Raw genomic sequence first — 21,679 nt, 5'->3', positions numbered from 1 at the left:
GTTGGGGGGGGGGGGTGGTGGGGTTCTTGTCACTTGTGTTTGGGGGGGTTTCGTTTTTTTTCCTCCCCCCCCCCCCCCACGCTCCACCCCCGACCCCCTCACGCGGGTGGTCGTCCCCGCCTCCGGCGCGTGCGTCCCCCGGTGGTGCCCCTACGCCACCGCCGAGGGAGCTGGGGCGCGCAGCTGCCGCGCTCCCGGGGTGTGGGGGCGTCAGCCCCCCACGTGCACCTCCCCCCGGGGGGTCTGGGGCGTCAGCCCCAGTTACGGGAAGTGGGGGTCCCCCCACGCCCGCAGGGGGACAACTCCCCCGCTACGCGTCCAGCGCCGCCCGCCACTCCCGTACCGCCGCCTGCGACACCGGCCCCGACCACCCCGCCGGTCGCGCCGCCCCGCCGATGTGGAAGCCCGTCACCCCGCCCGCCAGCAGCGCCGGCACGTGCTCCAGCTGCAGCCCGCCGCCCACCAGGAGCCTCGGCGCGTAGCCGGGTTCGCCGCGCCGGGCCGCCGCCGCCTCGGCCAGCAGGGTCGGCAGGCCCTCGTCGACGCCCGCCGCCGAGCCGGCGGTCAGGTACGTGTCGAGGCCCGGCAGGTCCGCGAGCTGCTTGCGCGCGGCGTCGCGGTCGGCCGCCCGGTCGAGCGCCCGGTGGAAGGTCCACCGGCACCCCTCCAGCTCCGCGACCAGCCGTTCCACGGCGACGAGGTCCACGTGCCCGGCGGCGTCCAGGAAGCCCAGGACGAACTCGTCCGCGCCCTCCGCGCGCATCTCGCGCGCCACCCGCACGAGCGCGTCGACGTCGCCCGCCGCGAAGCCGTCCGCGAGGCGCAGCATCACGCGCAGCGGGATGTCGACGGCGGCGCGGATCCGGCCGTAGGTCTCGCGGGACGGCGTGAGCCCGTCCGCGGCCATGTCCGTGACCAGTTCGAGGCGGTCCGCGCCGCCCGCCCGGGCGGCGATCGCGTCCTCCGCGTCGAGCGCGATCACCTCCAGAAGTGCACGATCGCTCACGCTCACTGGGACTCCATTCCTCGATCGACAGGTCTAGTCCATTGGTCAGCCTAATGCGCGTGCACCGTGAAAGCAGCCGTACGCACTTTCCCCTCGTGCTGGAAGTCGAGGAAGAGCCGGTACGACCCCGAGCTCGGCGCCGTCGCCGTGAACGACACCTCCGGACCGGCCGGCCCCTCGTGCGGGTGGACGTGGAGGTACGCGAGGTCACCGGCGCGCAGCGCGACGAGGTGGCCGTACGCGCCCAGGTAGGGCTGGAGGTCCGTCACGGGGACGCCACCGCGGCTGACGCGCAGCGTGAGTTCGGCGGGCCGGCCCGGTACGGGGGTCCCGCGCAGTTCGACGCGGTAGCCGTCGACCTCGGCGACGCGGCTCGCGGCGGGGAGTGCCGCCGGGCGGTACGCCCCCGCGACGGCGAGGTCGGCCCCGAGGGTCAGGCCCTCTCCCCCGGCGGGCGTGAAGTCGGCGAAGGCGCGGTAGTCGCCGGCCTTCGGCAGCCGCACCGGCACGGACCAGGTGCCGTCGGCACCGCGCACCGGGTGGAGGTGCCGGTACACGGTGAGGTCCCGCGAGGCGAGGATGAGGTGGAGCTCCTTGCCGTGTTCGCGCTCGTACGCGGTGACCTTGCGGCCGTGCGCGTCCGTGATCGCGAAGCGCAGCTCGGCGGGAGCGTCCGCCGTGAGCGCCGACGGCTCCAGGGCGAGGGTGTACCCGGCCTCGGAGACCTGGAGCCCTCCGGGCGCGGACGCCGCTCCACCGGCCGGGGCCTCCGCGTGCCCCCCGTGGGCGGCGGGCGCGGCGGCGGGCGCGACCACCGGGTCGACGCCCTTGCCGACCCCGTACGCCGTACCGAACGTCGCGGCGAGCGCTGCCGCGAAAGCGGTGATCTTCACTCCGGTGTTCATGACCGACTCCTTGATACGGGTCCGAGCGGCCCGAGGGTCCGAGACCTGCCTGACACCCATCACTAGATACCCCCTGGGGGTATGAAGTCAAGGCGGGTGAGCACTTGCGTATCGATACCCACCCTGGGTATACATGGAGTCGCACAACCAGTACCCCCCAGGGGTATAATGGAAGCCCACGACAAGGAGCGGCAGCGGGATGAGCACCCCCACCACCACGACGGCCCACATCGAGCTCGCCATCGGCGGCATGACCTGCGCCTCCTGCGCCGCCCGCATCGAGAAGAAGCTGAACCGCATGGACGGCGTCGAGGCGACCGTCAACTACGCCACCGAGAAGGCCAAGGTCACCTACCGCGGTGACGACGTCTCCGTACAGGACCTCATCGCCACCGTCGAGGCCACCGGCTACACCGCGCACGAGCCCGCGCCGCCCCCGACGGCGCCCGCCACCGCCGGGGACCCGCCGCCCCAGGGGCAGGAGGAGGACGACGAGCTGCGCCCGCTGCGGCAGCGCCTGCTCACGGCCGTCGCCCTCTCCCTCCCGGTCATCGCGATGGCGATGGTCCCGGCCCTCCAGATCCCGTACTGGCAGTGGCTCTCGCTCACCCTCGCCGCGCCCGTCGTCACGTACGCCGCCTGGCCCTTCCACCGCGCCGCCTGGAAGAACGCGCGGCACGGCGCCGCGACGATGGACACGCTGATCTCGGTCGGTACGTCGGCGGCGTTCCTGTGGTCCCTGTGGGCGCTGTTCTTCGGTACGGCCGGGACGCCCGGCATGACGCACGCCTTCGAGTTCACCATCGCCCGCAGCGACGGCGCCGGGAACATCTACCTGGAGGCCGCCGCCGGCGTCACCGCCTTCATCCTCGCCGGGCGCTACTTCGAGGCCCGCTCGAAGCGGAAGGCGGGCGCGGCGCTCAAGGCCCTGCTGGAGCTGGGCGCCAAGGAGGTCACGGTCCTGCGGGACGGCCGGGAGGTCCTCATCGCGACGGCCGACCTCCAGGCCGGGGACCGCTTCCTGGTCCGGCCCGGCGAGAAGATCGCCACGGACGGCACGGTCGTGGAGGGTTCCTCCGCCGTCGACGCGTCGATGCTCACCGGCGAGTCCGTCCCCGTCGAGGTCGGCGTCGGTGACGCCGTGACGGGCGCGACGATCAACGCCGGCGGCCGGCTCGTCGTCGAGGCCACCCGCGTCGGCGCCGACACCCAACTGGCGCGGATGGCCCGACTCGTGGAGGACGCGCAGAACGGCAAGGCGGCCGCGCAGCGCCTCGCCGACCGCATCTCGGCGGTCTTCGTCCCCGTCGTCATCGGGCTCGCGCTCGCCACGCTCGGCTTCTGGCTCGGCAACGGCGCCGGTCTCACGGCCGCCTTCACCGCCGCCGTGGCCGTACTGATCATCGCCTGCCCCTGCGCCCTGGGCCTCGCGACCCCGACGGCCCTGATGGTCGGTACGGGCCGGGGCGCCCAGCTCGGCATCCTCATCAAGGGCCCGGAGGTCCTGGAGACGACCCGCACGGTGGACACCATCGTCCTGGACAAGACCGGCACGGTGACCACCGGCAAGATGACGCTCCTCAAGGCCCACACCGCCGAGGGCACCGACGAGCTCGACGTCCTGCGGCTGGCGGGCGCGCTGGAGCACGCCTCCGAGCACCCCGTCGCCCAGGCCGTCGCCGCCGGCGCCGCCGCCAGGGCGGGCGCGCTCCCGACGCCCGAGGGCTTCGCGAACGTGCCCGGTCTCGGCGTCCAGGGCATCGTCGAGGGCCACGCGGTCCTGGTCGGCCGCGAGCAGCTGCTCGCCGACTGGTCCATCGCCCTCCCGGCCGGGCTCAAGCGGGCGAAGGAGGCGGCGGAGGCGGCCGGCCGTACGGCCATCGCCGTGGCGTGGGACGGCGAGGCGCGCGCGGTCCTGGAGGTCGCGGACGCCGTGAAGGAGACCAGCCCGGAGGCGATCCGACGGCTGCGCGCGCTGGGCCTGACCCCGATCCTGCTCACCGGCGACAACCGCGCGGTCGCGGAGGCGGTCGCCGCCGAGGTCGGCATCGACGAGGTGATCGCCGAGGTCATGCCGGAGGACAAGGTGGAGGTGGTCAAGCGCCTTCAGGCCGAGGGCCGTTCGGTGGCCATGGTCGGCGACGGCGTCAACGACGCGGCCGCCCTCGCCCAGGCCGACCTGGGGCTCGCCATGGGCACGGGCACGGACGCCGCCATCGAGGCGGGTGACCTCACCCTCGTGCGCGGCGACCTGCGCGCGGCGGCGGACGCGATCCGCCTCTCCCGCAAGACCCTCGGCACGATCCGCTCCAACCTCTTCTGGGCCTTCGCCTACAACGTCGCCGCCCTGCCCCTGGCCGCCGCCGGCCTGCTCAACCCGATGATCGCCGGAGCGGCCATGGCCTTCTCCTCGGTCTTCGTCGTCGGCAACAGCCTGCGGCTGCGCGGCTTCAAGGCCGCGTCGTAACCGCGTCGTACCCCCCGGAGTGGGGCCACGGGCCTCGGACCTGCCGCTACTTGGCCAGGTCCGAGGCCCGTCGGCACGCGAGTTGACCTTCAATGCTCAGCAGGGGGACGGACCCGGTCCCCACCCACTCCGGGAGCGCATCGCGATGAGACGGAACTTACGGCGCTACACGGCGACGACGGCCCTGGCCGTCGTCGCCTTCGCCACCACCCACGCCCACGCCGACACCCACACCGCCGACTGGCCCTCCGGCCGCACGGAGCGCGTGACCCTCACCAGCACCGGCGCGCAGGCCGCGAAGGGCTCACGCGGCGGCTCGCTGAGCGCCGACGGGCGGTACGTCACGCTCGTCTCCGACTCGACCGACCTCGTGCCGGGCGACACCAACGGCATCGTCGACGTCTTCGTCCGCGACCGCCAGACCGGCACGGTCGAGCGCGTCAACCTGACGCCGTCCGGCGGCCAGTCGAAGACCCCCGCGTACGACCCGGTGATCAGCCCCGACGGCAGGTACGTCGCGTTCAAGTCCGCCGCCGCCGACCTGGTGGCGGGCGACACGAACGGCAAGGACGACTTCTTCGTACGGGACCGCCAGACGCGCACCACCCGGAAGATCACGGGCACCGTGCCCGACTTCTCCCTCTTCTCCGTGGCGTTCAGCCCCGACAGCCGTTACGCCGGGTACGCGGCCGGCGGCATCCACCTGTACGACCTCCAGGCCGGCACCCTCACCCGGGTGGGCCCCTGGCGGGAGGAGGTCTACGGCATCGCGCTCGGCACCGGCGCCCGCCACATCGCCTTCGAGTCGCACCGCACCGACATCGTGGCGGACGACACCAACGGCACCGGGAACGACGTCTTCGTCCACGACCGCCAGACCGGCACCACCGAGATCGTGAGCCGGGGCCAGGACGGCCGGCAGGCGAACGCGTCGACCGACACGGCGATCAGCGCCGACGGACGGTACGTCTACTTCAGCTCCGGCACCCAAGGCCTCGTCCCCGGCGACACCGACGGCTACAACGACGTCTTCGTCCGCGACCGCCAGGCGAAGACCACGACCCGCGTGAGCGTGGCGAGCGACGGCCGCTCCGGGCAGCCGCCCGCCGAGATCTGGTCGCCGGGCTCCCGCTTCCCCGTGATCAGTCCGGACGGCCGCTACGCCGTCTTCTCGTCCACCATGAAGGGCCTGGACCCGCTGGACACCGGCGCGGAGTTCGACGCCTTCGTCCACGACCTCGTGACCGGGACCACGCATCTGGTCAGCCGCGCCGACGGTACGGGCACCGCGCACGGGGGTGACGCGGTCGACGTCAGCGCGGACGGCCGGACGGTCTCCTTCACGTCGTACGCGACGGGCCTCGTACCGGGCGACACCAACGCCTCCACGGACGTCTTCGTACGCGTCCGCTGAGCCTCTGAGCCCCTGAGCTTTCAGGGGGCCTACCCGAACAGCACCAGCTCCGCCTCCCGCACGCCCGCCAGGTCGTAGCGGGTGCCCGTCAGGGGCCGGGCCGCGTACAGCCGGATCAGCGTGGAGGCGGGCCCCAGGTACCGCGCCGGCGGGTGCTCACCCGTCGCCGCGCCCAGCAGCACCGGCTCGTCCACGTCGTCGAGGTCCGCGTGGAGCGGCGGCGTGGCGCGGGCGCGGGTCACCGCGGCGAGCAGGTCCAGCGCCGGGGCGAGACCCGCGCCCGCGTACGCCCCCGGCTCCCCGAGGGCCTCGCGCACGTCACCGGCGTGCACCCACTCGCCGAGCGCGATCGCGTCGAGCCGCCCGTGCGACGCCGCCGCGATGACCGGCCCGGCCTCGGTCATGCCGCGCTCCAGCTCGTCGACGACCTCCGCGTTCGACAGCCCGGCGCGCTCCTCGATGTCCCGGTCGTTGGCCTCGGGACTGAAGACGCCCTCCTCGAACCGGTTCTCCACGACGCGCGTCAGCGCCGCCGCGCAGTGCGCGAGCACATGCCGCACCGTCCAGCCGGGACAGCAGGTGCGGACGGCGAACGCCTCGTCAGGAAGCTTGCGGAGGAAGGGGATCAGGGCGTCGCGCTCGGTACGCAGCAACAGCCCGGGCAGCTCTGGATCACGTACGTCGGTCATGGCCCCAGCAAACCGCCCACCGCGCCCCATGGCAACCACGCGACGGCGACCATGCGGCGGCCACGCGACGGCCCGCCCCCGGCACAATGACCTCATGGCCGCACCCTCCGCACCCCGCCACCCCGCCCACGACGACCTGCGCGGACGCTGGGCGTCGGCCGTACTCGTCGCCCGCGACACCGACGACTGCATGCCGTCTCCCCATCGCTACGCGGACGACCTCCTCGCCCGCTGGGCCGAGCCGCAGCGCCGCTACCACACCACCGACCACCTGATCGCGGTCCTCGACCGGATCGACGAGCTGGTCGGGTACGCCGACGACGCCGACCTCGTCCGCCTCGCCGCCTGGTTCCACGACGCCGTCTACCTCCCCGAGCGCTCCACCAACGAGGAGCGCAGCGCCCGCCTCGCCGAGCGCGCACTGCCGGAGCTCGGCATCGACGAGGCCCGTACGCGGGAGGTCGCGCGGCTCGTCCGCCTGACGATCACCCACGACCCCGCCGAGGGCGACCGCAACGGCGAGGTCCTCTGCGACGCGGACCTCGCGGTCCTGGCCGCCGCCCCGGAGCGGTACGCGGCGTACGCGGCGGCGGTACGGGAGGAGTACGGCTTCGTCCCCGACGACGCCTTCCGCGAGGGCCGCGCGGCGGTGCTGCGCCAGCTGCTGGGGTTGCCGCACCTCTTCCGCACGCCGCACGGCCGCCGGGAGTGGGAGGAGCGGGCGCGCCAGAACCTGACGACGGAGCTGTCCCTCCTGGAGACAGGAATGTAAGCCGCGTCAGGGGCGTTGGTCCCTGTCATGCCGCCTCATACCGACCACAGCGACATCACCGACAGCACCCCCGGCACCGACGGCACAGGCAGCACCGCCCGCGCCCGCATGCCCCTGGCCGTCTACATCCTCGGCCTGTCCGTCTTCGCGCTCGGTACGAGCGAGTTCATGCTCTCGGGGTTGCTGCCGCCGATCGCCGCCGACATGGACGTCTCCATTCCGCGTGCCGGTCTGCTGATCTCGGCGTTCGCGATCGGCATGGTGATCGGCGCGCCGCTGCTGGCGGTGGCGACGCTGCGGCTGCCGCGCAAGACGACGCTGGTCACGCTGATCACGGTGTTCGGCCTCGGCCAGGTCGCGGGCGCGCTGGCGCCCTCGTACGGCGTGCTGTTCGCGTCCCGCGTGATCAGCGCGCTCGCGTGCGCCGGGTTCTGGGCGGTCGGCGCGGCGGTCGCGATCGCCATGGTGCCGTTCGGGGCGCGCGCCCGGGCGATGGCGGTGATGATCGGCGGGCTGTCGATCGCGAACGTCCTGGGCGTCCCGGCGGGCGCCTTCCTCGGCGAGCACCTGGGCTGGCGGTCGGCGTTCTGGGCGGTCGCGCTGGCGTCCGCGATAGCGCTGGTGGGCGTGGTGACGCTCATCCCGCGCATCCCCCTGCCCGACGCGCGGCCCCGGCTGCGGCGCGAGCTGACCATCTACCGCGACCGACACGTCTGGCTGGCCGTCGTGATCACCGCGCTCGCGGCGGGCGGTGTCTTCTGCGCCTTCTCGTACCTCGCTCCGCTGCTGACGGACGTCGCCGGGCTCGACGCCGGCTGGGTCCCGACGGTGCTGGCGCTCTTCGGCATCGGCGCGCTGGTCGGCACGATGGTCGGCGGTCGCGTCGCCGACGCCCACCTCTTCGGCGTGCTGCTCAGCGGCATCGCGGCGTCGACGCTCTTCCTGGTCGCGCTCGCGCTCCTCGCCTCCGGCCCGGTCGCCGTGATCGTGCTCTCGTTCCTGCTGGGCGTCTCGGCGTTCTACACGGCCCCGGCGCTGAACGCCCGCATGTTCAACGTCGCGGGCGCGGCCCCCACCCTGGCGGGCGCCACGACGACGGCGGCCTTCAACCTCGGCAACACCGGCGGCCCCTGGCTCGGCGGCACGGTCATCGACGCGGGCCTCGGCTTCGCCTCCCCGGCCTGGGCGGGCGCGGCGATGACCCTCCTGGCCCTGGTCACGGTCGCCGTGGCCCTGCGCCTGCACGGCCGTACGTCACCGTCCCGCCTGGTCGCGGGCGGGCAGGGGCCTTCAGCCGCCCCCGCCGTCAGTCCGTCCCCGACCGGCGCTTCGGGCGGCGCAGGCCCGACTTCCTGAGGAGGCGTACGACCTCCCGGGAGCTGACCTCGACCGCGCCGGCCGCCACCGCGTCCGCGTACCGCACCGACGGCACGTCGTAGTGGTCGCGGTCGAACGCGCGGCGCGGGGCGCCGATCTTCTCGGCGAAGGCGTGCAGCTCGTCGAAGGAGACGTCGCTGATCATGTGGGACCACATGCGGCCATGGCCCGGCCAGGTCGGCGGGTCGATGTACACCGTCACGTGAGGCCGCCCACGGGGGCCACCACGACACCCGCCTGGGCGCAGACCCAGTGCGGGTCGGGGCCCAGTTCCGGCTCGACGTCCAGCGCGTGCGGGTCGCCCGCGTCGCATACCGGGCACAGCGGCCAGCGGCCGTACCGCTCCAGCAGCGCGTCCTGTACGTCCTGGGCGACGAGCCCGGCGAGATAGCCGACGCCCTCGGGCCACTGCTCGACCCACCAGCGGCGGTGCGTCACCGCGTCCTCGACGAGCGAGACGACCTCGGCCTGGGCGACCTCGCGCGCGACGAGGTCGGCGAGGACCCGCGCGCGGGCGGCGTGCAGGGCCTGCTCAAGGGGGTCTAGCGCGTTCATGGAGCCATTGTCGCCCCTGAAGCCCCCCGGGCGACCGGGCAGGGTTGACGGCCCGATGTGCTGAAAATACCTTTCATGGCGTGACCCACCATGTGAAGGAAAGTTTCACCGCCGCCATCCCCGCAGCTCCCGCCCCCGCTCCCGCTCCCGCCGCCCCCACGGCACCCACGGCGAGCCCGGCCACTCCGGCCGCCCCGGCTGCCACGGCCCCCGCAGCGGTCGCCCCCGCCCCCGCCGCCCTGGCCGCCAAGGTCCGCACCCTCGCGCCCTCCATGACCCGCTCCATGCAGCGGGTCGCCGAGGCCGTCGCCTCCGACCCCGCCGGGTGCGCCGCCCTCACCGTCACCGGCCTCGCCGAGCTCACCGGCACCAGCGAGGCCACCGTCGTGCGCACCGCCCGCCTCCTCGGCTACCCCGGCTACCGCGACCTGCGCCTCGCGCTCGCCGGGCTCGCCGCCCAGCAGCAGTCCGGCCGGGGCCCCTCCGTCACCGCCGACATCGCCGTCGACGACCCCCTCGCCGACGTCGTCGCGAAGCTCGCGTACGACGAGCAGCAGACCCTCGCCGACACCGCCGCGAACCTCGACACCGTCCAGCTCGGCGCCGCCGTCACCGCACTGGCCGCCGCCCGCCGCACCGACATCTACGGCGTCGGCGCCTCCGGGCTCGTCGCCCAGGACCTCGCCCAGAAGCTGCTGCGCATCGGGCTCGTCGCGCACGCGCACAGCGACCCGCACCTCGCCGTCACCAACGCCGTCCAGCTCCGTTCCGGTGACGTCGCCATCGCCATCACCCACTCGGGCTCCACCGGCGACGTCATAGAACCGCTCCGCGTCGCCTTCGACCGGGGCGCCACGACCGTCGCCATCACCGGTCGCCCCGACGGCCCGGTCTCGCAGTACGCCGACCACATACTCACCACCTCGACGGCCCGCGAGAGCGAGCTGCGCCCCGCCGCCATGTCGTCGCGCACGAGCCAACTGCTCGTCGTGGACTGCCTCTTCACGGGCGTCACGCAGCGTACGTACGAGACGGCCGCTCCCGCCCTCGCCGCGTCGTACGAGGCGCTCGCGCACCGCCACACGCCCCGAACCCGCTGACCGGCGGACCGAACCGACCGGCCGAAAGAGCGAAAGAGCACGCCCGCATGAACCCCTCCGAGCTCGCCGCCCTCACCACGGAAGCCTTCCGCCCCGACCTCGCGGACATCGACCGGCTCCCCACCGCCGAGATCGCCCGCCTCATGAACGCCGAGGACCAGTCCGTACCGGCCGCCGTCGCCACCCAGCTCCCCCGGATCGCCGCCGCCATCGACGCCACCGCCGCCCGCATGGCCCGCGGCGGCCGCCTGATCTACGCGGGCGCCGGCACGGCCGGCCGCCTCGGCGTGCTCGACGCCAGCGAGTGCCCGCCCACCTTCAACACCGCCCCCGGCCAGGTCGTCGGCCTCATCGCGGGCGGCCGCGCGGCGATGACGGAGGCCGTCGAGGGCGCCGAGGACTCGCGGGACCTGGCCGCCGAGGACCTCACGGCCCTGCGGCTGCGCGCCGACGACACGGTGATCGGCGTCTCCGCCTCGGGCCGTACGCCGTACGCCCTCGGCGCGGTGGAACACGCCCGTACGGCGGGGGCCCTGACGATCGGCCTCGTCTGCAACCCGGGCAGCGCGCTCGCGGCCGCGGCCGACCACGCCATCGAGGTCGTCGTCGGCCCCGAGTTCGTGACGGGCTCCACCCGCCTGAAGGCGGGCACCGCCCAGAAGCTCGTCCTCAACATGATCTCGACGATCACGATGGTCCGCCTGGGCAAGACGTACGGAAACCTCATGGTCGACGTCCGCGCCACCAACGACAAGCTCCGCGCCCGCTCCCACCGCATCGTCGCCCTGGCGACCGGCGCCCCCGCCCCCGCCATCGACGCGGCCCTCGCGGCCACGGACGGCGAGGTGAAGCCCGCGATCCTCACGCTCCTGGCGGACGTCGACGCCGACACGGCGATCCGCCTGCTCAAGGAGACGGACGGCCACCTCCGCGCGGCACTGGAGCGCTAGGGGGTGTCCGGGTCGTGGGAGGCCGTGCCTAGTCTGTGGACATGCTGCTCATCCACGGCGGGGAAGCCGTAGCCGACGCTCCCGAACTGCGCACGGGGGGCGTGCCCCTCGTTCCGGAGGGCTTCGTGTGGCCGATGTGCCGCGAGTGCGGCGGGGCCATGCTGTTCTTCGCCCATCTGCCCCTCGCGTTCGGGGTGGTCTCGGTGTTCCTCTGCCAGAACAACCCCGGCCTGTGCGACGACTGGGACGCCACCAGCGGCGCCAACCGCGCCTTCCTGTTCGACGGTCCCCTCGGGGCGGCCACCGTCCCCGCCGAGGGCGAGACGCTGCTCGGCGCGGTCACCGCTCTGCGCCCCCACCCGGCCGACGTCCCGAGCACGGAGCCGGTCCTGGGGGCGCTGGGCGGCGAACCCGACTGGATTCAGGGTGACGAGACCCCCGACTGCCCCTCCTGCGCCACCCGGATGACCTTCACGGCCGACCTGGAAGAGGGAGCCGACTTCGCGACCTCCGCCAACTTCGGCGGCGGAGGCCGCGGCTACGTCTTCCACTGCCTCCCCTGCCGCGAGGCGGCCTTCCTGTGGCAGCGGTGACCGCGGCGCGGGGCGCGGGCCGTGAGCCGTCGTCCCCAGGCGGGTCACCCCAGTGACGTAGTCCCAGGGGGAGGAACGGGTGGGCACGAGCCGCCACCGGCGCGCGGGCGCCGTACGGCCCGCGCCCGCTGGCACCATCCGCGCATGACCGCAGCCGCACCCGCCCCCGCGCCCGACCCGCACCGGGAAACCGCCACCGCCCTCCTCCCCCTCCTCGGCGGCGCCCCCAACATCACCTCCGTCGCCCACTGCATGACGCGCCTCCGCCTCACCCTCCGCGACCGCACCCTCGTCCAGGACACGGACATCCGCGCCCACCCCGCCGTCCTCGGCGTCGTCGAGGACGGCGACAGCTACCAGATCGTGCTCGGCCCCGGCACCGTCAACCGCGTCACCCCCGCGTTCGAGGCGCTCCTCCTCCAGGACCGGGACCTCCAAGCCCAGGGCGCCGCGATCAAGGAGGCGCAGAAGGCGAGGAACGCCACGCCCTTCAAGCTGCTGCTGCGCCGCATCGCCGCGATCTTCGTGCCCCTCATCCCGGCGCTCATCGGCTGCGGCATCATCGCCGGCCTCAACGGCCTGCTGGTCAACCTCGGCCTCCTCCCCTCCCTCACCCCCGCCCTCGCCGCCATCGCCTCCGGCTTCATGGCGCTGATCGCCGTCTTCGTCGGCATCAACACCGCGAAGGAGTTCGGCGGCACCCCGGTCCTCGGCGGCGCGGTCGCCGCGATCATCGTCTACGCGGGCGTGGCGAAGGTCGAGGTCCTCGGCCACACCCTCGCCCCCGGCCAGGGCGGCGTCCTCGGCGCGCTGGCCGCCGCGCTGCTGGCGACCCGCATCGAGAAGTGGTGCCGCCGCCGCGTCCCCGAGGCCCTCGACGTCCTCGTCACCCCCACCCTCACCGTCCTCCTCGCCGGCCTCGTCACCCTCTTCGGTCTGATGCTGCTCGCGGGCGCGGTCTCCACCGCCATCGGCACCTTCGCGGACTGGCTCCTCACCCACGCGGGCGCCGCCGCCGGGTTCGTCCTCGGCGGCCTGTTCCTCCCGCTCGTCATGCTGGGCCTGCACCAGGCCCTCATCCCCATCCACACCACCCTCATCGAGCAGCAGGGCTTCACCGTCCTGCTCCCGATCCTCGCCATGGCGGGCGCGGGCCAGGTCGGCGCGGCGGCAGCCGTGTACGTACGGCTGCGCCACCGGACCGACCTCCGGCGCACCATCAGGTCCGCGATGCCGGCCGGTCTGCTCGGCGTCGGGGAGCCGCTCATCTACGGCGTCTCGCTCCCCCTGGGCCGCCCCTTCATCACCGCCTGCGTCGGCGGCGCGTTCGGCGGCGGCGTCGTCGGCCTGTGCGGCATGCTCGGCGCCAAGGTCGGCTCGACGGCCATCGGCCCGTCCGGCTGGGCGCTGTTCCCGCTGCTCAACGGTGACCAGGGCCCGGCCTCCCTCATGACGGTCGCCATCTACGCGGCCGGCCTGCTCACCGGTTACGTCACCGGCTTCCTCGCCACCTACTTCTTCGGCCTCGACAAGGCCACCCTCACTCCCGCGACCGGGACTTGAGCCCGCGCCGCGAGCCGGACGAGAAGACAAGAAGAGAAGAAGAAAAGAAGAGGAATCGTGTCTGCCGTTTCAGCGACAGAAGGGCGGTCACCCGAAGAGAAGCCCCGAACCACCCCGAAACCGACCCAGGGAGGCCCCTGATGGACAACTGGCGCACCGCCGCCGCCTGCCGGCACGAAGACCCCGACCTGTTCTTCCCGATCGGGACCAGCGGGCCGGCCATGCTCCAGACCCAAGCGGCCAAGTCCATCTGCCACCGCTGCCCGGTACGCGAACCGTGCCTGCGGTGGGCCATGGACAACAGCCAGGAGAGCGGCGTATGGGGCGGCCTGAGCGAGGACGAGCGTCGCGCGCTCAAGCGCCGCACCCGCAACCGCGCGGCGAAGGCGAACGCCCGCCGCTGAAGCCTAGGGCGCCAGGCGCATCTGCCGGTTGAGCTGCCGCACCCGCTCTCTCAGCACCTCTCCCGGCGGCGCCGGGCTCAGCACCTCGGGCGGACAGTCCCACTCCCGGCCCCCTCCCGGCGGACGCAGCTGTACGTACCCGCCCACGTGACCCATCACCTGACCGACGCGCCCGCTCCGGCCGTCGATCACGTACTCCCCCGCCTTCACCGGCGCACCTCGTGGAGAACGGCGACCAGCCTCATGGCCGTGTCCAGGTTGCAGCGCCCCAGATCGACCAGCGGGTACGGCGCCTCACTCGACGCGGTGACCGGGTCCACCCCCAGGGACGGCAGCACCAGCCCCAGCTCCTTCAGCTCGCTCCGCAGCTGGTCCACTACTTCCTCGGTCGCCCGCAGCCGCTCCGCTGATCGCAACTCCATGACCTGCCACCTCCACGCTGAGTATTCCGATCCTGTACACAGAGTGGTCGACTTGCGGCTAGCCTGAACATATATGGGGCTCAACAACCCCATCTGTGCTAACGGGAGTTGACACATGCCCCGTCCAAAGGATCTGGATCCGTTCTCCTCGCCGCGCGCTCTGCTGGGAAACGAGCTGCGCCATCTGCGCGAAGCCGCAGGTCACAGCCAGGACTCACTGGGTGCGGCGCTGTTCGTGAGCGGTTCGTTCATCGGCCAGCTGGAGCTGGGCATCCGGCGGATCACTCCGGAGATGGCGGTCCGTCTCGACGAGATCCTGGGTACGAACGGTTTCTTCGCCCGCAACTGCGGTGCGGCGAGCAAGTCGAAGTACCCGGACCACTTCGCGGAGGCGGCGAAGGCGGAAGCGATGGCGGTGGCCATCAAGGAGTACGCGCCGCAACTGATCCCGGGGTTGTTGCAGACGGAGGCGTACGCGAGGGCGGTGTTCCGCGCGTACCAGCCGACCGCTCCGGAAGCGGTGATCGACGAGCTGACCGAGGCTCGACTCGACCGCGCCCAACTGCTCGACGATCCAACCAACCCGCTGTTTTGGACAGTGTTGGACGAGGCGGTGCTACGCCGAGAGGTCGGCGGCCCGGGGGTGATGGCGGAGGCACTGCGCCAAGTCGCGGAGTTGGGACGTCGACACCGAATCATCGTGCAGGTGCTGAGATTCAACGCCGGCGCACACGCATCTTCGAACGGAGCCCTCAAACTGATGGCGTTCGAGGACACCCCTCCGCTCGCCTACCTTGAGGTACTCGCCACCGGCCAACTGGAGGACGACCCGGCCACTGTCGCACGGTACGAGCTGTCCTACGATCTGGTCAGGGCCAGCGCACTGTCACCCGTTGAATCCCTGGCCCTGATCGAAACAGTGGCGGAGGATTACGCCCATGAAGATCGAAATTCTTGAGTGGCGCAAGTCCAGCTACAGCGGCGGCGAGGGCGGCAACTGCCTCGAAGTTGCCGACGGCAACCCCGACATCGTCCCCGTCCGCGACTCCAAGAACGCGCACGGCCCGAAGCTCGTGTTCCGGGCGGCGGCCTGGTCCGCGTTCGTAGCGGGCGTCAAGCAGTAAGGCGGAGGCCCCGGCACCGTTCAGGCGTCGGGGTCCATCCGCCACTCCATCAGGGCCTTCAGGTTCCGGAGGTCCTTGCGGTTGGCGTAGCGCACCGCGGGTTCGGCGAAGCGGTGGCCGGGGCCGCCGCGGTTGCGGAGGGTCATGCGGGTGCGGGTGCCGTCGGGGCCGTACGGCTCCCAGGTGTAGGTGGTCTCCATGTCGTGCGGGCCCTCGGTCGCTCGCATGACGAGGCGCCGCTCGGGCTCGTACTCGGTGATCTCGTACGTATAGACCCAGCGCCGCCCCATGAAGCGCGCGATGAAGGTGACGCGGGAGCCGACCTCGACGGCGGTCGGGGGCGGCGGGGTTCGCCATTCAACAGAGACGATGTTGGCGTACCACTCGGGCGCGTTCGATGGATCGGCTGCGTACGCGGCGACCAGGTCGCACGGCGCGTCGATCACGATCTCCGACAGGACGTCGACGGCCATGTCTCCAGCGTAGGCCCGGGGCTCAAGCCCCGAGATCCGAGCTTTCTTCACAGGATTGGGTTCATGGGTCTGGTCGTGAACCCGCCCACCCACCCGGCGCGTTGACCCTCCGGAGTCGATTTGCCACGCTGCGTGTCGACGCTCTAGCGTGCCCGAATAACGAACAACCCCCGCGAGGTGCTGACAACACCTGCGGGGGTCTGCCCATCGAGATCGCAAAGGCCCGATCCCATGGATGACGAAGAGCTTAGTGTTGCCGCGCACCCCCTCGCGAGCCCCGGCTACGGCAAGCGTTCCGCGCCTGGCCAGAAACCGCCGACCAGCGGCGACTTCGCGCACCTGCCGCCGCGCGAGGCGTCCATCGCCGGGTACATCGACAGGTTGACGGACGGCGCGGACATCTCCGTGAAGACGCTGGCGAAGGTGCTCCCGGAGTACGGGCAGTGCGCGCTGCGGACGGCGCTCAACAACCTCGTACGCGCCGGTCACCTGCGGCGGGGGCGGGAGCACACGCTCGGCGATGGCCCCCAGCAGTGGGTGACGCGCACGTGGTGGTCGCGGACGGCGCGGGACGACGAGTGGTGGGCGGCGTTCCAGCGGGGGGACGTACCGGAGGACAAGCCCCGGCGGCAGACGCTGTCGCGGGCGTACGTGCTGCTGGCGGCCCTGGGGCGCGAGGCGCCGATGATGTCGCTGTCCGCCGGGGAGTGCGGGGTGCTGGCGCCGCTGGTGGACGAGTGGTTCGAGCGCGGGGCGACGGAGCAGCAGGTGCGGATCGCCCTGACGGCCGGGCTCCCGGAGACCGTCCACCGCCCGCTGGCGCTGGCCCGGACGCGCCTGACGACCAAGATTCCGCCGCCGCGCACGGAGCCGTACCGCCCGCCGCTGCGGATGCTGGAGTGCGCCCGCTGCGGCGACCCGGCTCGCCCGGAGGCCCTCCGCGACGGCGAGTGCGGCCCCTGCCGGGGCGAGGCGGTGCCGCTCCCCCGCCCGCCGCTGCCCCCGGCCGAGGTCCACGCCCGCGCGGCGGCGGCGAAGGCGGCGGCCGGACTGCGACCCGAAAGGAGCCATGCATGACAGTTCAGCTCACCCGCACCAGAGGCGGGGCACTCTGTAGGGGAGGAGGCGACACCATGACCCCTGGCACCGCAGAGCGCCCGCAGATGTCCGTCGAGGAGTTCGAGCAGCTCGCTCGCCGAGCCCCGGAAACCGTCACGCTCGAATTCGTCAACGGAAAGCTGAAGGTCAAGCCCGTGCCCGACGGCGACCACGTGTCCATCTTCATGTGGCTCCTGCGGCAGTGCATGCAGCACCGCCCGGACCTGGATCTCCACCCCGAGCAGGGCCTCGTGGTCGAGGGTTACCGGAAGGGCCGGGCCCGGCCCGACGGCGCCCTCGCGCCCAGGCGGTACTTCGCCGGGCACGGCGAATGGGCGGACCCTTCAGGCGTCCTCATGACCGTGGAAGTCACCTCGCACGACTCCGACACCGACCTCTGGGACCGCAAGGAGAAAGGCGCCGGATACGCCCAGGCGGGCATCCCGGTCTTCCTCCTCGTCGACCGCGACTCCGACACCCTCGTCGTCCACAGCGAACCCTCGCACGGGACCTACCAGAAGCAGGTCCCGTACAAGTACGGCGACACCGTCGAGCTCCCCGACCCCGTGGGCATCACCCTCGCAACGGAGGAGCTCAAGGACTACGCGGGCTGAGCGGGCCCGGCCTGGAACGTACGGCCTAACCGTCGAAGGCGGGGAGGGCGAGGGCGAGCGTGCCGTAGCCGGCGGCGGTGGCGAGGGCGGCCACGAACAGGCCGAGGGCGAGATGCGGGACGATGCCGCGCCAGCCCCGGCCGGCCACGGCGCGCTGGGGGTTGCGCGGGTGGTAGGCGGCTTGGCCTGTGGTGCACCACAGGACGTTGCGGCCGACGCGGTGTATCGCTCCGCTGCTGTCCGTGAAGGCGAAGGCGGCCTCGCCTTCGAGGATGACCTGCGTGAATTCCACGGTGATGCCGTAGCGGGGCAGGTACCAGGAGTCCCAGGCGTCCCACAGCATCCTGCACGCGTGGAAGCCCAGCCAGGCTCCGACGGAGCCGAGGAGCAGCGTCGCGATGGCACGCCCCACGTGGCCGCCGGCCACCCAGACGGTCACGGAGAGAACCACGAGGACGGCGCCGGGGGCCAGGGCGGCCCGCCCCACAAGGGGCGGCTCTTCGTACGGCTCCTCGTCCCCTTCGCCGCCCGCCGCACCGTCCGCTGCGGCACGGAGGCTGCGGACGGTGACCAGGGCGGAGCCGTCGACCGGCTCTTCACCGGCGGGACGTTCGGGCAGTACGTCGGTCACGGCGTCGGCGAAGACGGTCGCAGCGGCCGCGCTCACGTCCTCGACCCGGTAGGCGGTCGGCTCGGCACCGGCCGGGGCGGTCAGCTCGACGGTCACGTCGCGCCGCTCGGCACGCACCCGGGCGATCGCCGCGAAGGGGATGCGCAGTTCTTCGTCGGAGCGACGCAGCAGTAGATCCTCACCCTCGCAGCGGAGCTCGGTTCCCCGGTTGCCCCGGAGGATGGGTATGGGCGATGGGATCGACATGGGCGTGATCGTAAGCTGCCTTCGACCGCACGGTGAAGGGGTTGCGGGGCTTACGGCAGGGCCGGGGGTGCCGTACGGTCCGCTGTGTGAACTTGGTGAACGCAGTGCTCATATGCTTCGCGATCGCGTCCGTGCCGGGCCTCATGTTCGGTCTGATGTGCGTCAAGGGCGAGCGGACGGTGCTGAAGAAGATGACGGAGCTCGACGAATCCGGCATCGAGGTGCAGGCACGTCTGGTGAGTCTGGTGCCGTTCGGCAAGGGGCAGTACGCACACGCGGTGTACGAGTTCGAAGGGCCCGGTGGGACGTACGTACGGCACGAGCAGGGTGCGACGGTCGGGCCCGCGCACGTGGTGGGCGAGACGTACGCGTTCGTGCACCACCCGCAGTTCCCGAAGCGTCTGCACATGGGGACGGCCAAGACCATCCGCAAGGAGCGGAGGGCCCGCGCCCGTTACCTACGGGAGGGGCAGCGGATCGCGCTGTGCTCGCTTGCGGCGGGGGTGCTCGCGGGCGTGGGCCTCGTCTTCAGCCCGTAGGCCGTCCCAGCCCGCGGGCCGCCCTCTCGGACGCTCAGTCGAGACAGAACTCGTTGCCCTCGATGTCCTGCATCCCGATGCACGACTCGTTCTCGTCGTCGGCGGGCAGCGTCCGCACGTGGACCGCGCCGAGCGCGACCAGCCGCGCGCACTCGGCCTCAAGGGCGGCGAGGCGCTCCTCCCCCACGAGCCCGGTGGCGACCCGCACATCGAGGTGCACCCGGTTCTTGGCGGCCTTGCCCTCGGGAACGCGCTGGAAGTACAGCCGCGGGCCCGCCCCCGAAGGGTCCACGCAGGCGGACCATTCGTCCGCTTCCGGCGGCGCCGAGACGACGTACCCCAGGACCTCGCACCAGAAGCGGGCGACGCGCGCGGGGTCCGCGCAGTCGAAGGTGACTTGGAAATGCTTGATCGATGACATCGGCGCACCCTAGTGCACCTCGGCCCGGTCGCGTCAGGGGAGCAGCTCCTTGACGCACATCGCGGCGTCTAGGGTGTCCGCATGGACGTGGGGGCCGTACTGATCGCGATCGCCGGTGTCGCGGGAACTCTCGGGGGCGCGTTGCTCACCCAGCGGGGCGCCGACCGGGCCAAGAGGCGCGAGTTGGAGATGGCCCAAGCCCTCCAGGAAGCGCGCGAGCATCGCGAGCTGCGCCGGAGCTGCTACACACAACTGCACCGGGAGGCCCGGCAGTTCGCCACGGCGCTCAGTCGGCACTTGTACGTCATGCGGGATCGCACGCCCGGGCAGGAGGACGTAGCGGCCCTGGAGGGAACCAAGGACGCCTACCGTGACCGGTGGTCCGAGGCTCTGATGATCGCCCCCGACGGGGTGATCGATCCCGCTCGGGAAGTGAACGCAGCGCTGACCAGGGTCTACGGACAGATCAAGCGCCTGGAACAGGGGAACCCCCAGCCAGGCGAAACCCTGCAGTCGGCCGCTGAAGCACAGCACGCGCTCTGGGCGCTGATAGGCGTCGCGAGAGAGGCGATGCGCCGTGATCTGGGCATCGCCGCGGACGCCGGCGAGGAAACCGCCGCCCCCAGGGCCTTGACCAGGGACTTCGCCGAGCCGCTCGACGGAAGCGACTCGTAGGATGTCCGGCGAGATCAGGTCCGGCGCGCACGTGCGCCCGAGTCCCCCGCGTATCCGACAGCGGACCGAGCGCGACCTCGGTGACTGCGTGCGGATACTGGCGGAGGTCCATCAGCGCGACGGCTATCCGGTCAACTGGCCCGACCTTCCGGGCGCCTGGCTCACCCCCTCGTCGCTCATCGCCTCGTGGGTGGCGGAGCTGGAGGGCCGCCCAGCCGGTCACATCGGCCTGTCGCGGAGTGACCCGGCGGACGCGGCTCCCGGGTTGTGGAGCGTCCGTACGGGGAGGGGTACCGACCGGGCCGCCGTGGTGAACCGCTTGTTCGTCGCCCCGTGGGCCCGCGGCCATGGCATCGGTGCGCTGCTCATGGCGCGGGCCGTCACGGAAGCACGGGACCTCGGCGTACACCCGGTGCTGGACGTGCTGGCTTCGGACACCGCGGCGGCAGCCCTGTACGAGCGGCTCGGCTGGGAGCTGCTGGCCACGGTCGAACAGCAGTGGGGCCCGGAGCAGCGGGTGGCCGTTCGTTGCTATGCGGCGCCTACTTAGCGGAGACTCCCTGGGCCCGGCCGCGTCAGGGGAGCAATCCCTTGACGAGAAGACGCTCCAGTGCTGTCAGTGCCTGTTGCTAACGTGCTCCGTTCAGTCATGGAGTTCATGAAGGGGCGCGGAACGTGCGGGAAGTGGCATGCCATCAGGTCGGCGAGCAGCGGTTGGCCGAGGCGCTCGACGACATCCACGGGCGGGCCTACACGCGGTGGCATTCGCTGCGGTACGGCAGCATCTCGCCGGCGCTGATCCGGGCCATGGCGGACGAACTGCTCGACCATGTCGCCGCGCGAACGGTGACGGAGGCGGGGCTCGACGCCGCGACCGGCACGGTCGCCGTCACCGCCGCGGAGTGTCTGCACGGAGTGCTGAGCATCATGTGCTTCCCGGACGGGGACCAGGACCTCCAGTTCTCGCTCATCGGGGAACGGATCAGCACGGACCCGGACGACGACGAGTTCGGGGACGGGCCCATCACCTTCCGGGACGTCGTCGGGGAGGCGCCCACCGCGCGGACCTGGCTCGACGTGTTCGAGACGTGTGTCGTCAGCGGATACCTGCGGAAGGAGCGGGTCACCGGGCTGCTGCTGCGCGGCGACTACGCGCCCGCCATCCGTGACGGCGTGCCCTACAACCGGTACACCTCCGTCTCCGACCCCGCCGACCTGGCCGCCATGGACGCCCTGTGCCCGTATCTCACCGAGGCGGCCGGGCATCTGCCCCGCGACTGGCCGGCGGTTCCGCTGCGCAAGCCCGACGCCGGGGAGCGCGCGGAGGCCGCCCGGCGGCTCGACGAGGTCGGCGACGCGCTGAGCGCGGACCAGCGGCTGCTCCGCGTCCTGCTCGACGACGACCAGCACGCCTTCGAGGACGCCCTCGTCGCCCGGCTGGTCGCGTACCGGGAGAGCGTCGAGACCGGTGCCGGTGATCCCGCGCCCCGGTCCCTCCTCCCCCTCGGCCCCCTCGCCCTGGCCTGCCTCGCCGTCCAGGTCCACGGGTGGGACCTCGATGTCCGGTCCGGGTACCTGCCGCACGGCCTGCTGGGATCGCGCTTGGTCCACCAGGCCGCCACGTAGGCCACCCGGGGGGCC

Annotated in this window: 27 protein-coding genes; 17 read left to right on the top strand and 10 right to left on the bottom strand. The window is 72.5% G+C overall.

The genetic code is table 11. The features are described 5' to 3' along the window. Positions 1–310: 310 nt before the first annotated feature. Together AC07FJ_RS31065 and AC07FJ_RS31060 are read right to left on the bottom strand one after the other, a co-directional pair. Positions 311–1,006 carry a copper homeostasis protein CutC gene (locus AC07FJ_RS31065; protein ID WP_479052516.1) on the bottom strand — a complete coding sequence of 232 codons (696 nt, stop codon included), beginning with the start codon at positions 1,004–1,006 and terminating at the stop codon, positions 311–313. Between the two features lie 50 nt (positions 1,007–1,056). Further along, positions 1,057–1,911: a hypothetical protein gene (locus tag AC07FJ_RS31060; RefSeq protein ID WP_479052515.1), complete on the bottom strand. Its 855-nt coding sequence runs from the start codon at positions 1,909–1,911 to the stop codon at positions 1,057–1,059. Between the two features lie 199 nt (positions 1,912–2,110). On the opposite strand from AC07FJ_RS31060, the gene AC07FJ_RS31055 reads away from it, so the two are divergent. Both AC07FJ_RS31055 and AC07FJ_RS31050 read left to right on the top strand, forming a co-directional pair. Continuing rightward, positions 2,111–4,378: a heavy metal translocating P-type ATPase gene (locus AC07FJ_RS31055; protein WP_479052514.1), complete on the top strand. Its 2,268-nt coding sequence runs from the start codon at positions 2,111–2,113 to the stop codon at positions 4,376–4,378. 145 nt (positions 4,379–4,523) lie between these two features. Further along, the gene (locus AC07FJ_RS31050) at positions 4,524–5,792 is read left to right on the top strand and encodes a TolB family protein (protein WP_479052513.1); all 1,269 of its coding nucleotides are present in this window, start codon (positions 4,524–4,526) and stop codon (positions 5,790–5,792) included. Positions 5,793–5,821: 29 nt separating this feature from the next. Here the strand turns inward: AC07FJ_RS31050 and AC07FJ_RS31045 are convergent, their stop codons facing one another. Continuing rightward, a complete protein-coding gene (locus tag AC07FJ_RS31045) occupies positions 5,822–6,481 on the bottom strand; it encodes a maleylpyruvate isomerase family mycothiol-dependent enzyme (RefSeq protein WP_479052512.1) in 660 nt (219 codons plus the stop codon). A 94-nt stretch (positions 6,482–6,575) separates the two neighbouring features. On the opposite strand from AC07FJ_RS31045, the gene AC07FJ_RS31040 reads away from it, so the two are divergent. Further along, positions 6,576–7,253 carry an HD domain-containing protein gene (locus tag AC07FJ_RS31040; protein ID WP_479052511.1) on the top strand — a complete coding sequence of 226 codons (678 nt, stop codon included), beginning with the start codon at positions 6,576–6,578 and terminating at the stop codon, positions 7,251–7,253. 108 nt (positions 7,254–7,361) lie between these two features. Continuing rightward, positions 7,362–8,609 (top strand): Cmx/CmrA family chloramphenicol efflux MFS transporter, encoded by a 1,248-nt coding sequence (locus AC07FJ_RS31035; protein WP_479052521.1) that lies wholly within the window; start codon positions 7,362–7,364, stop codon positions 8,607–8,609. Here AC07FJ_RS31035 and AC07FJ_RS31030 read toward each other — a convergent pair. Continuing rightward, the gene (locus tag AC07FJ_RS31030) at positions 8,560–8,832 is read right to left on the bottom strand and encodes a DUF4031 domain-containing protein (RefSeq protein WP_468294061.1); all 273 of its coding nucleotides are present in this window, start codon (positions 8,830–8,832) and stop codon (positions 8,560–8,562) included. The genes AC07FJ_RS31035 and AC07FJ_RS31030 overlap by 50 nt on opposite strands. Further along, positions 8,829–9,185: a hypothetical protein gene (locus AC07FJ_RS31025; RefSeq protein ID WP_361417318.1), complete on the bottom strand. Its 357-nt coding sequence runs from the start codon at positions 9,183–9,185 to the stop codon at positions 8,829–8,831. The genes AC07FJ_RS31030 and AC07FJ_RS31025 overlap by 4 nt, the downstream gene beginning before the upstream one ends. 80 nt (positions 9,186–9,265) lie before the next feature. On the opposite strand from AC07FJ_RS31025, the gene AC07FJ_RS31020 reads away from it, so the two are divergent. The 5 genes from AC07FJ_RS31020 to AC07FJ_RS31000 all read left to right on the top strand — a co-directional run bounded on the left by AC07FJ_RS31020 (position 9,266) and on the right by AC07FJ_RS31000 (position 13,795). Then, complete coding sequence (locus AC07FJ_RS31020) at positions 9,266–10,285, top strand: MurR/RpiR family transcriptional regulator (RefSeq protein ID WP_479052510.1); 1,020 nt, start codon at positions 9,266–9,268, stop codon at positions 10,283–10,285. Positions 10,286–10,332: 47 nt separating this feature from the next. Then, a complete protein-coding gene (gene murQ, locus AC07FJ_RS31015) occupies positions 10,333–11,235 on the top strand; it encodes an N-acetylmuramic acid 6-phosphate etherase (RefSeq protein WP_479052509.1) in 903 nt (300 codons plus the stop codon). A 41-nt stretch (positions 11,236–11,276) separates the two neighbouring features. Beyond that, positions 11,277–11,828 (top strand): YwqG family protein, encoded by a 552-nt coding sequence (locus AC07FJ_RS31010; protein WP_479052508.1) that lies wholly within the window; start codon positions 11,277–11,279, stop codon positions 11,826–11,828. A gap of 144 nt (positions 11,829–11,972) precedes the next feature. Continuing rightward, positions 11,973–13,391, top strand: coding sequence for a PTS transporter subunit EIIC (locus AC07FJ_RS31005; protein ID WP_479052507.1), 1,419 nt, complete (start codon positions 11,973–11,975; stop codon positions 13,389–13,391). A 140-nt stretch (positions 13,392–13,531) separates the two neighbouring features. Next, positions 13,532–13,795 (top strand): WhiB family transcriptional regulator, encoded by a 264-nt coding sequence (locus AC07FJ_RS31000; protein ID WP_361417306.1) that lies wholly within the window; start codon positions 13,532–13,534, stop codon positions 13,793–13,795. Positions 13,796–13,798: 3 nt separating this feature from the next. Here AC07FJ_RS31000 and AC07FJ_RS30995 read toward each other — a convergent pair whose 3' ends face one another. Together AC07FJ_RS30995 and AC07FJ_RS30990 are read right to left on the bottom strand one after the other, a co-directional pair. Continuing rightward, entirely contained in the window at positions 13,799–14,005 is a 207-nt protein-coding gene (locus AC07FJ_RS30995) for a hypothetical protein (protein ID WP_361418479.1), read from the bottom strand. Further along, entirely contained in the window at positions 14,002–14,217 is a 216-nt protein-coding gene (locus AC07FJ_RS30990; protein ID WP_479052506.1) for a hypothetical protein, read from the bottom strand. Before AC07FJ_RS30990 ends, AC07FJ_RS30995 begins: the two co-directional genes overlap by 4 nt. Positions 14,218–14,332: 115 nt before the next feature. Here AC07FJ_RS30990 and AC07FJ_RS30985 point away from each other — a divergent pair, with 115 nt between their 5' ends. Next, a complete protein-coding gene (locus AC07FJ_RS30985) occupies positions 14,333–15,175 on the top strand; it encodes a helix-turn-helix domain-containing protein (protein ID WP_479052505.1) in 843 nt (280 codons plus the stop codon). Further along, a complete protein-coding gene (locus tag AC07FJ_RS30980; protein ID WP_479052504.1) occupies positions 15,156–15,341 on the top strand; it encodes a DUF397 domain-containing protein in 186 nt (61 codons plus the stop codon). Before AC07FJ_RS30985 ends, AC07FJ_RS30980 begins: the two co-directional genes overlap by 20 nt. 20 nt (positions 15,342–15,361) lie before the next feature. Here AC07FJ_RS30980 and AC07FJ_RS30975 read toward each other — a convergent pair whose 3' ends face one another. Further along, positions 15,362–15,814 (bottom strand): SRPBCC family protein, encoded by a 453-nt coding sequence (locus tag AC07FJ_RS30975; RefSeq protein WP_479052503.1) that lies wholly within the window; start codon positions 15,812–15,814, stop codon positions 15,362–15,364. Positions 15,815–16,045: 231 nt separating this feature from the next. Between AC07FJ_RS30975 and AC07FJ_RS30970 the strand changes: the two genes are divergently transcribed. Together AC07FJ_RS30970 and AC07FJ_RS30965 are read left to right on the top strand one after the other, a co-directional pair. Beyond that, complete coding sequence (locus AC07FJ_RS30970; protein ID WP_479052502.1) at positions 16,046–16,891, top strand: hypothetical protein; 846 nt, start codon at positions 16,046–16,048, stop codon at positions 16,889–16,891. Positions 16,892–16,947: 56 nt separating this feature from the next. Beyond that, positions 16,948–17,526 (top strand): Uma2 family endonuclease, encoded by a 579-nt coding sequence (locus AC07FJ_RS30965; protein WP_479052501.1) that lies wholly within the window; start codon positions 16,948–16,950, stop codon positions 17,524–17,526. 25 nt (positions 17,527–17,551) lie between these two features. Here AC07FJ_RS30965 and AC07FJ_RS30960 read toward each other — a convergent pair whose 3' ends face one another. Next, a complete protein-coding gene (locus AC07FJ_RS30960; protein ID WP_479052500.1) occupies positions 17,552–18,403 on the bottom strand; it encodes a hypothetical protein in 852 nt (283 codons plus the stop codon). Positions 18,404–18,507: 104 nt separating this feature from the next. On the opposite strand from AC07FJ_RS30960, the gene AC07FJ_RS30955 reads away from it, so the two are divergent. After that, positions 18,508–18,942, top strand: coding sequence for a hypothetical protein (locus AC07FJ_RS30955; protein ID WP_479052499.1), 435 nt, complete (start codon positions 18,508–18,510; stop codon positions 18,940–18,942). A gap of 34 nt (positions 18,943–18,976) precedes the next feature. On the opposite strand, the gene AC07FJ_RS30950 is transcribed toward AC07FJ_RS30955, so the two are convergent. Beyond that, positions 18,977–19,363 carry a VOC family protein gene (locus tag AC07FJ_RS30950; RefSeq protein WP_479052498.1) on the bottom strand — a complete coding sequence of 129 codons (387 nt, stop codon included), beginning with the start codon at positions 19,361–19,363 and terminating at the stop codon, positions 18,977–18,979. Between the two features lie 81 nt (positions 19,364–19,444). Between AC07FJ_RS30950 and AC07FJ_RS30945 the strand changes: the two genes are divergently transcribed. The 3 genes from AC07FJ_RS30945 (at position 19,445) to AC07FJ_RS30935 (ending at position 21,664) form a co-directional block, all read left to right on the top strand. Then, positions 19,445–20,038, top strand: a complete 594-nt coding sequence (locus AC07FJ_RS30945; protein WP_479052497.1) for a hypothetical protein — start codon at positions 19,445–19,447, stop codon at positions 20,036–20,038. A 1-nt stretch (position 20,039) separates the two neighbouring features. Beyond that, positions 20,040–20,588, top strand: coding sequence for a GNAT family N-acetyltransferase (locus tag AC07FJ_RS30940; protein WP_361417274.1), 549 nt, complete (start codon positions 20,040–20,042; stop codon positions 20,586–20,588). A gap of 125 nt (positions 20,589–20,713) precedes the next feature. Further along, positions 20,714–21,664 carry an immunity 49 family protein gene (locus AC07FJ_RS30935; RefSeq protein ID WP_479052496.1) on the top strand — a complete coding sequence of 317 codons (951 nt, stop codon included), beginning with the start codon at positions 20,714–20,716 and terminating at the stop codon, positions 21,662–21,664. Positions 21,665–21,679: the final 15 nt, after the last annotated feature.

The organism is Streptomyces sp. NPDC045998 (assembly GCF_056430285.1).
This window is presented reverse-complemented; position numbering and strand designations above follow the sequence as displayed.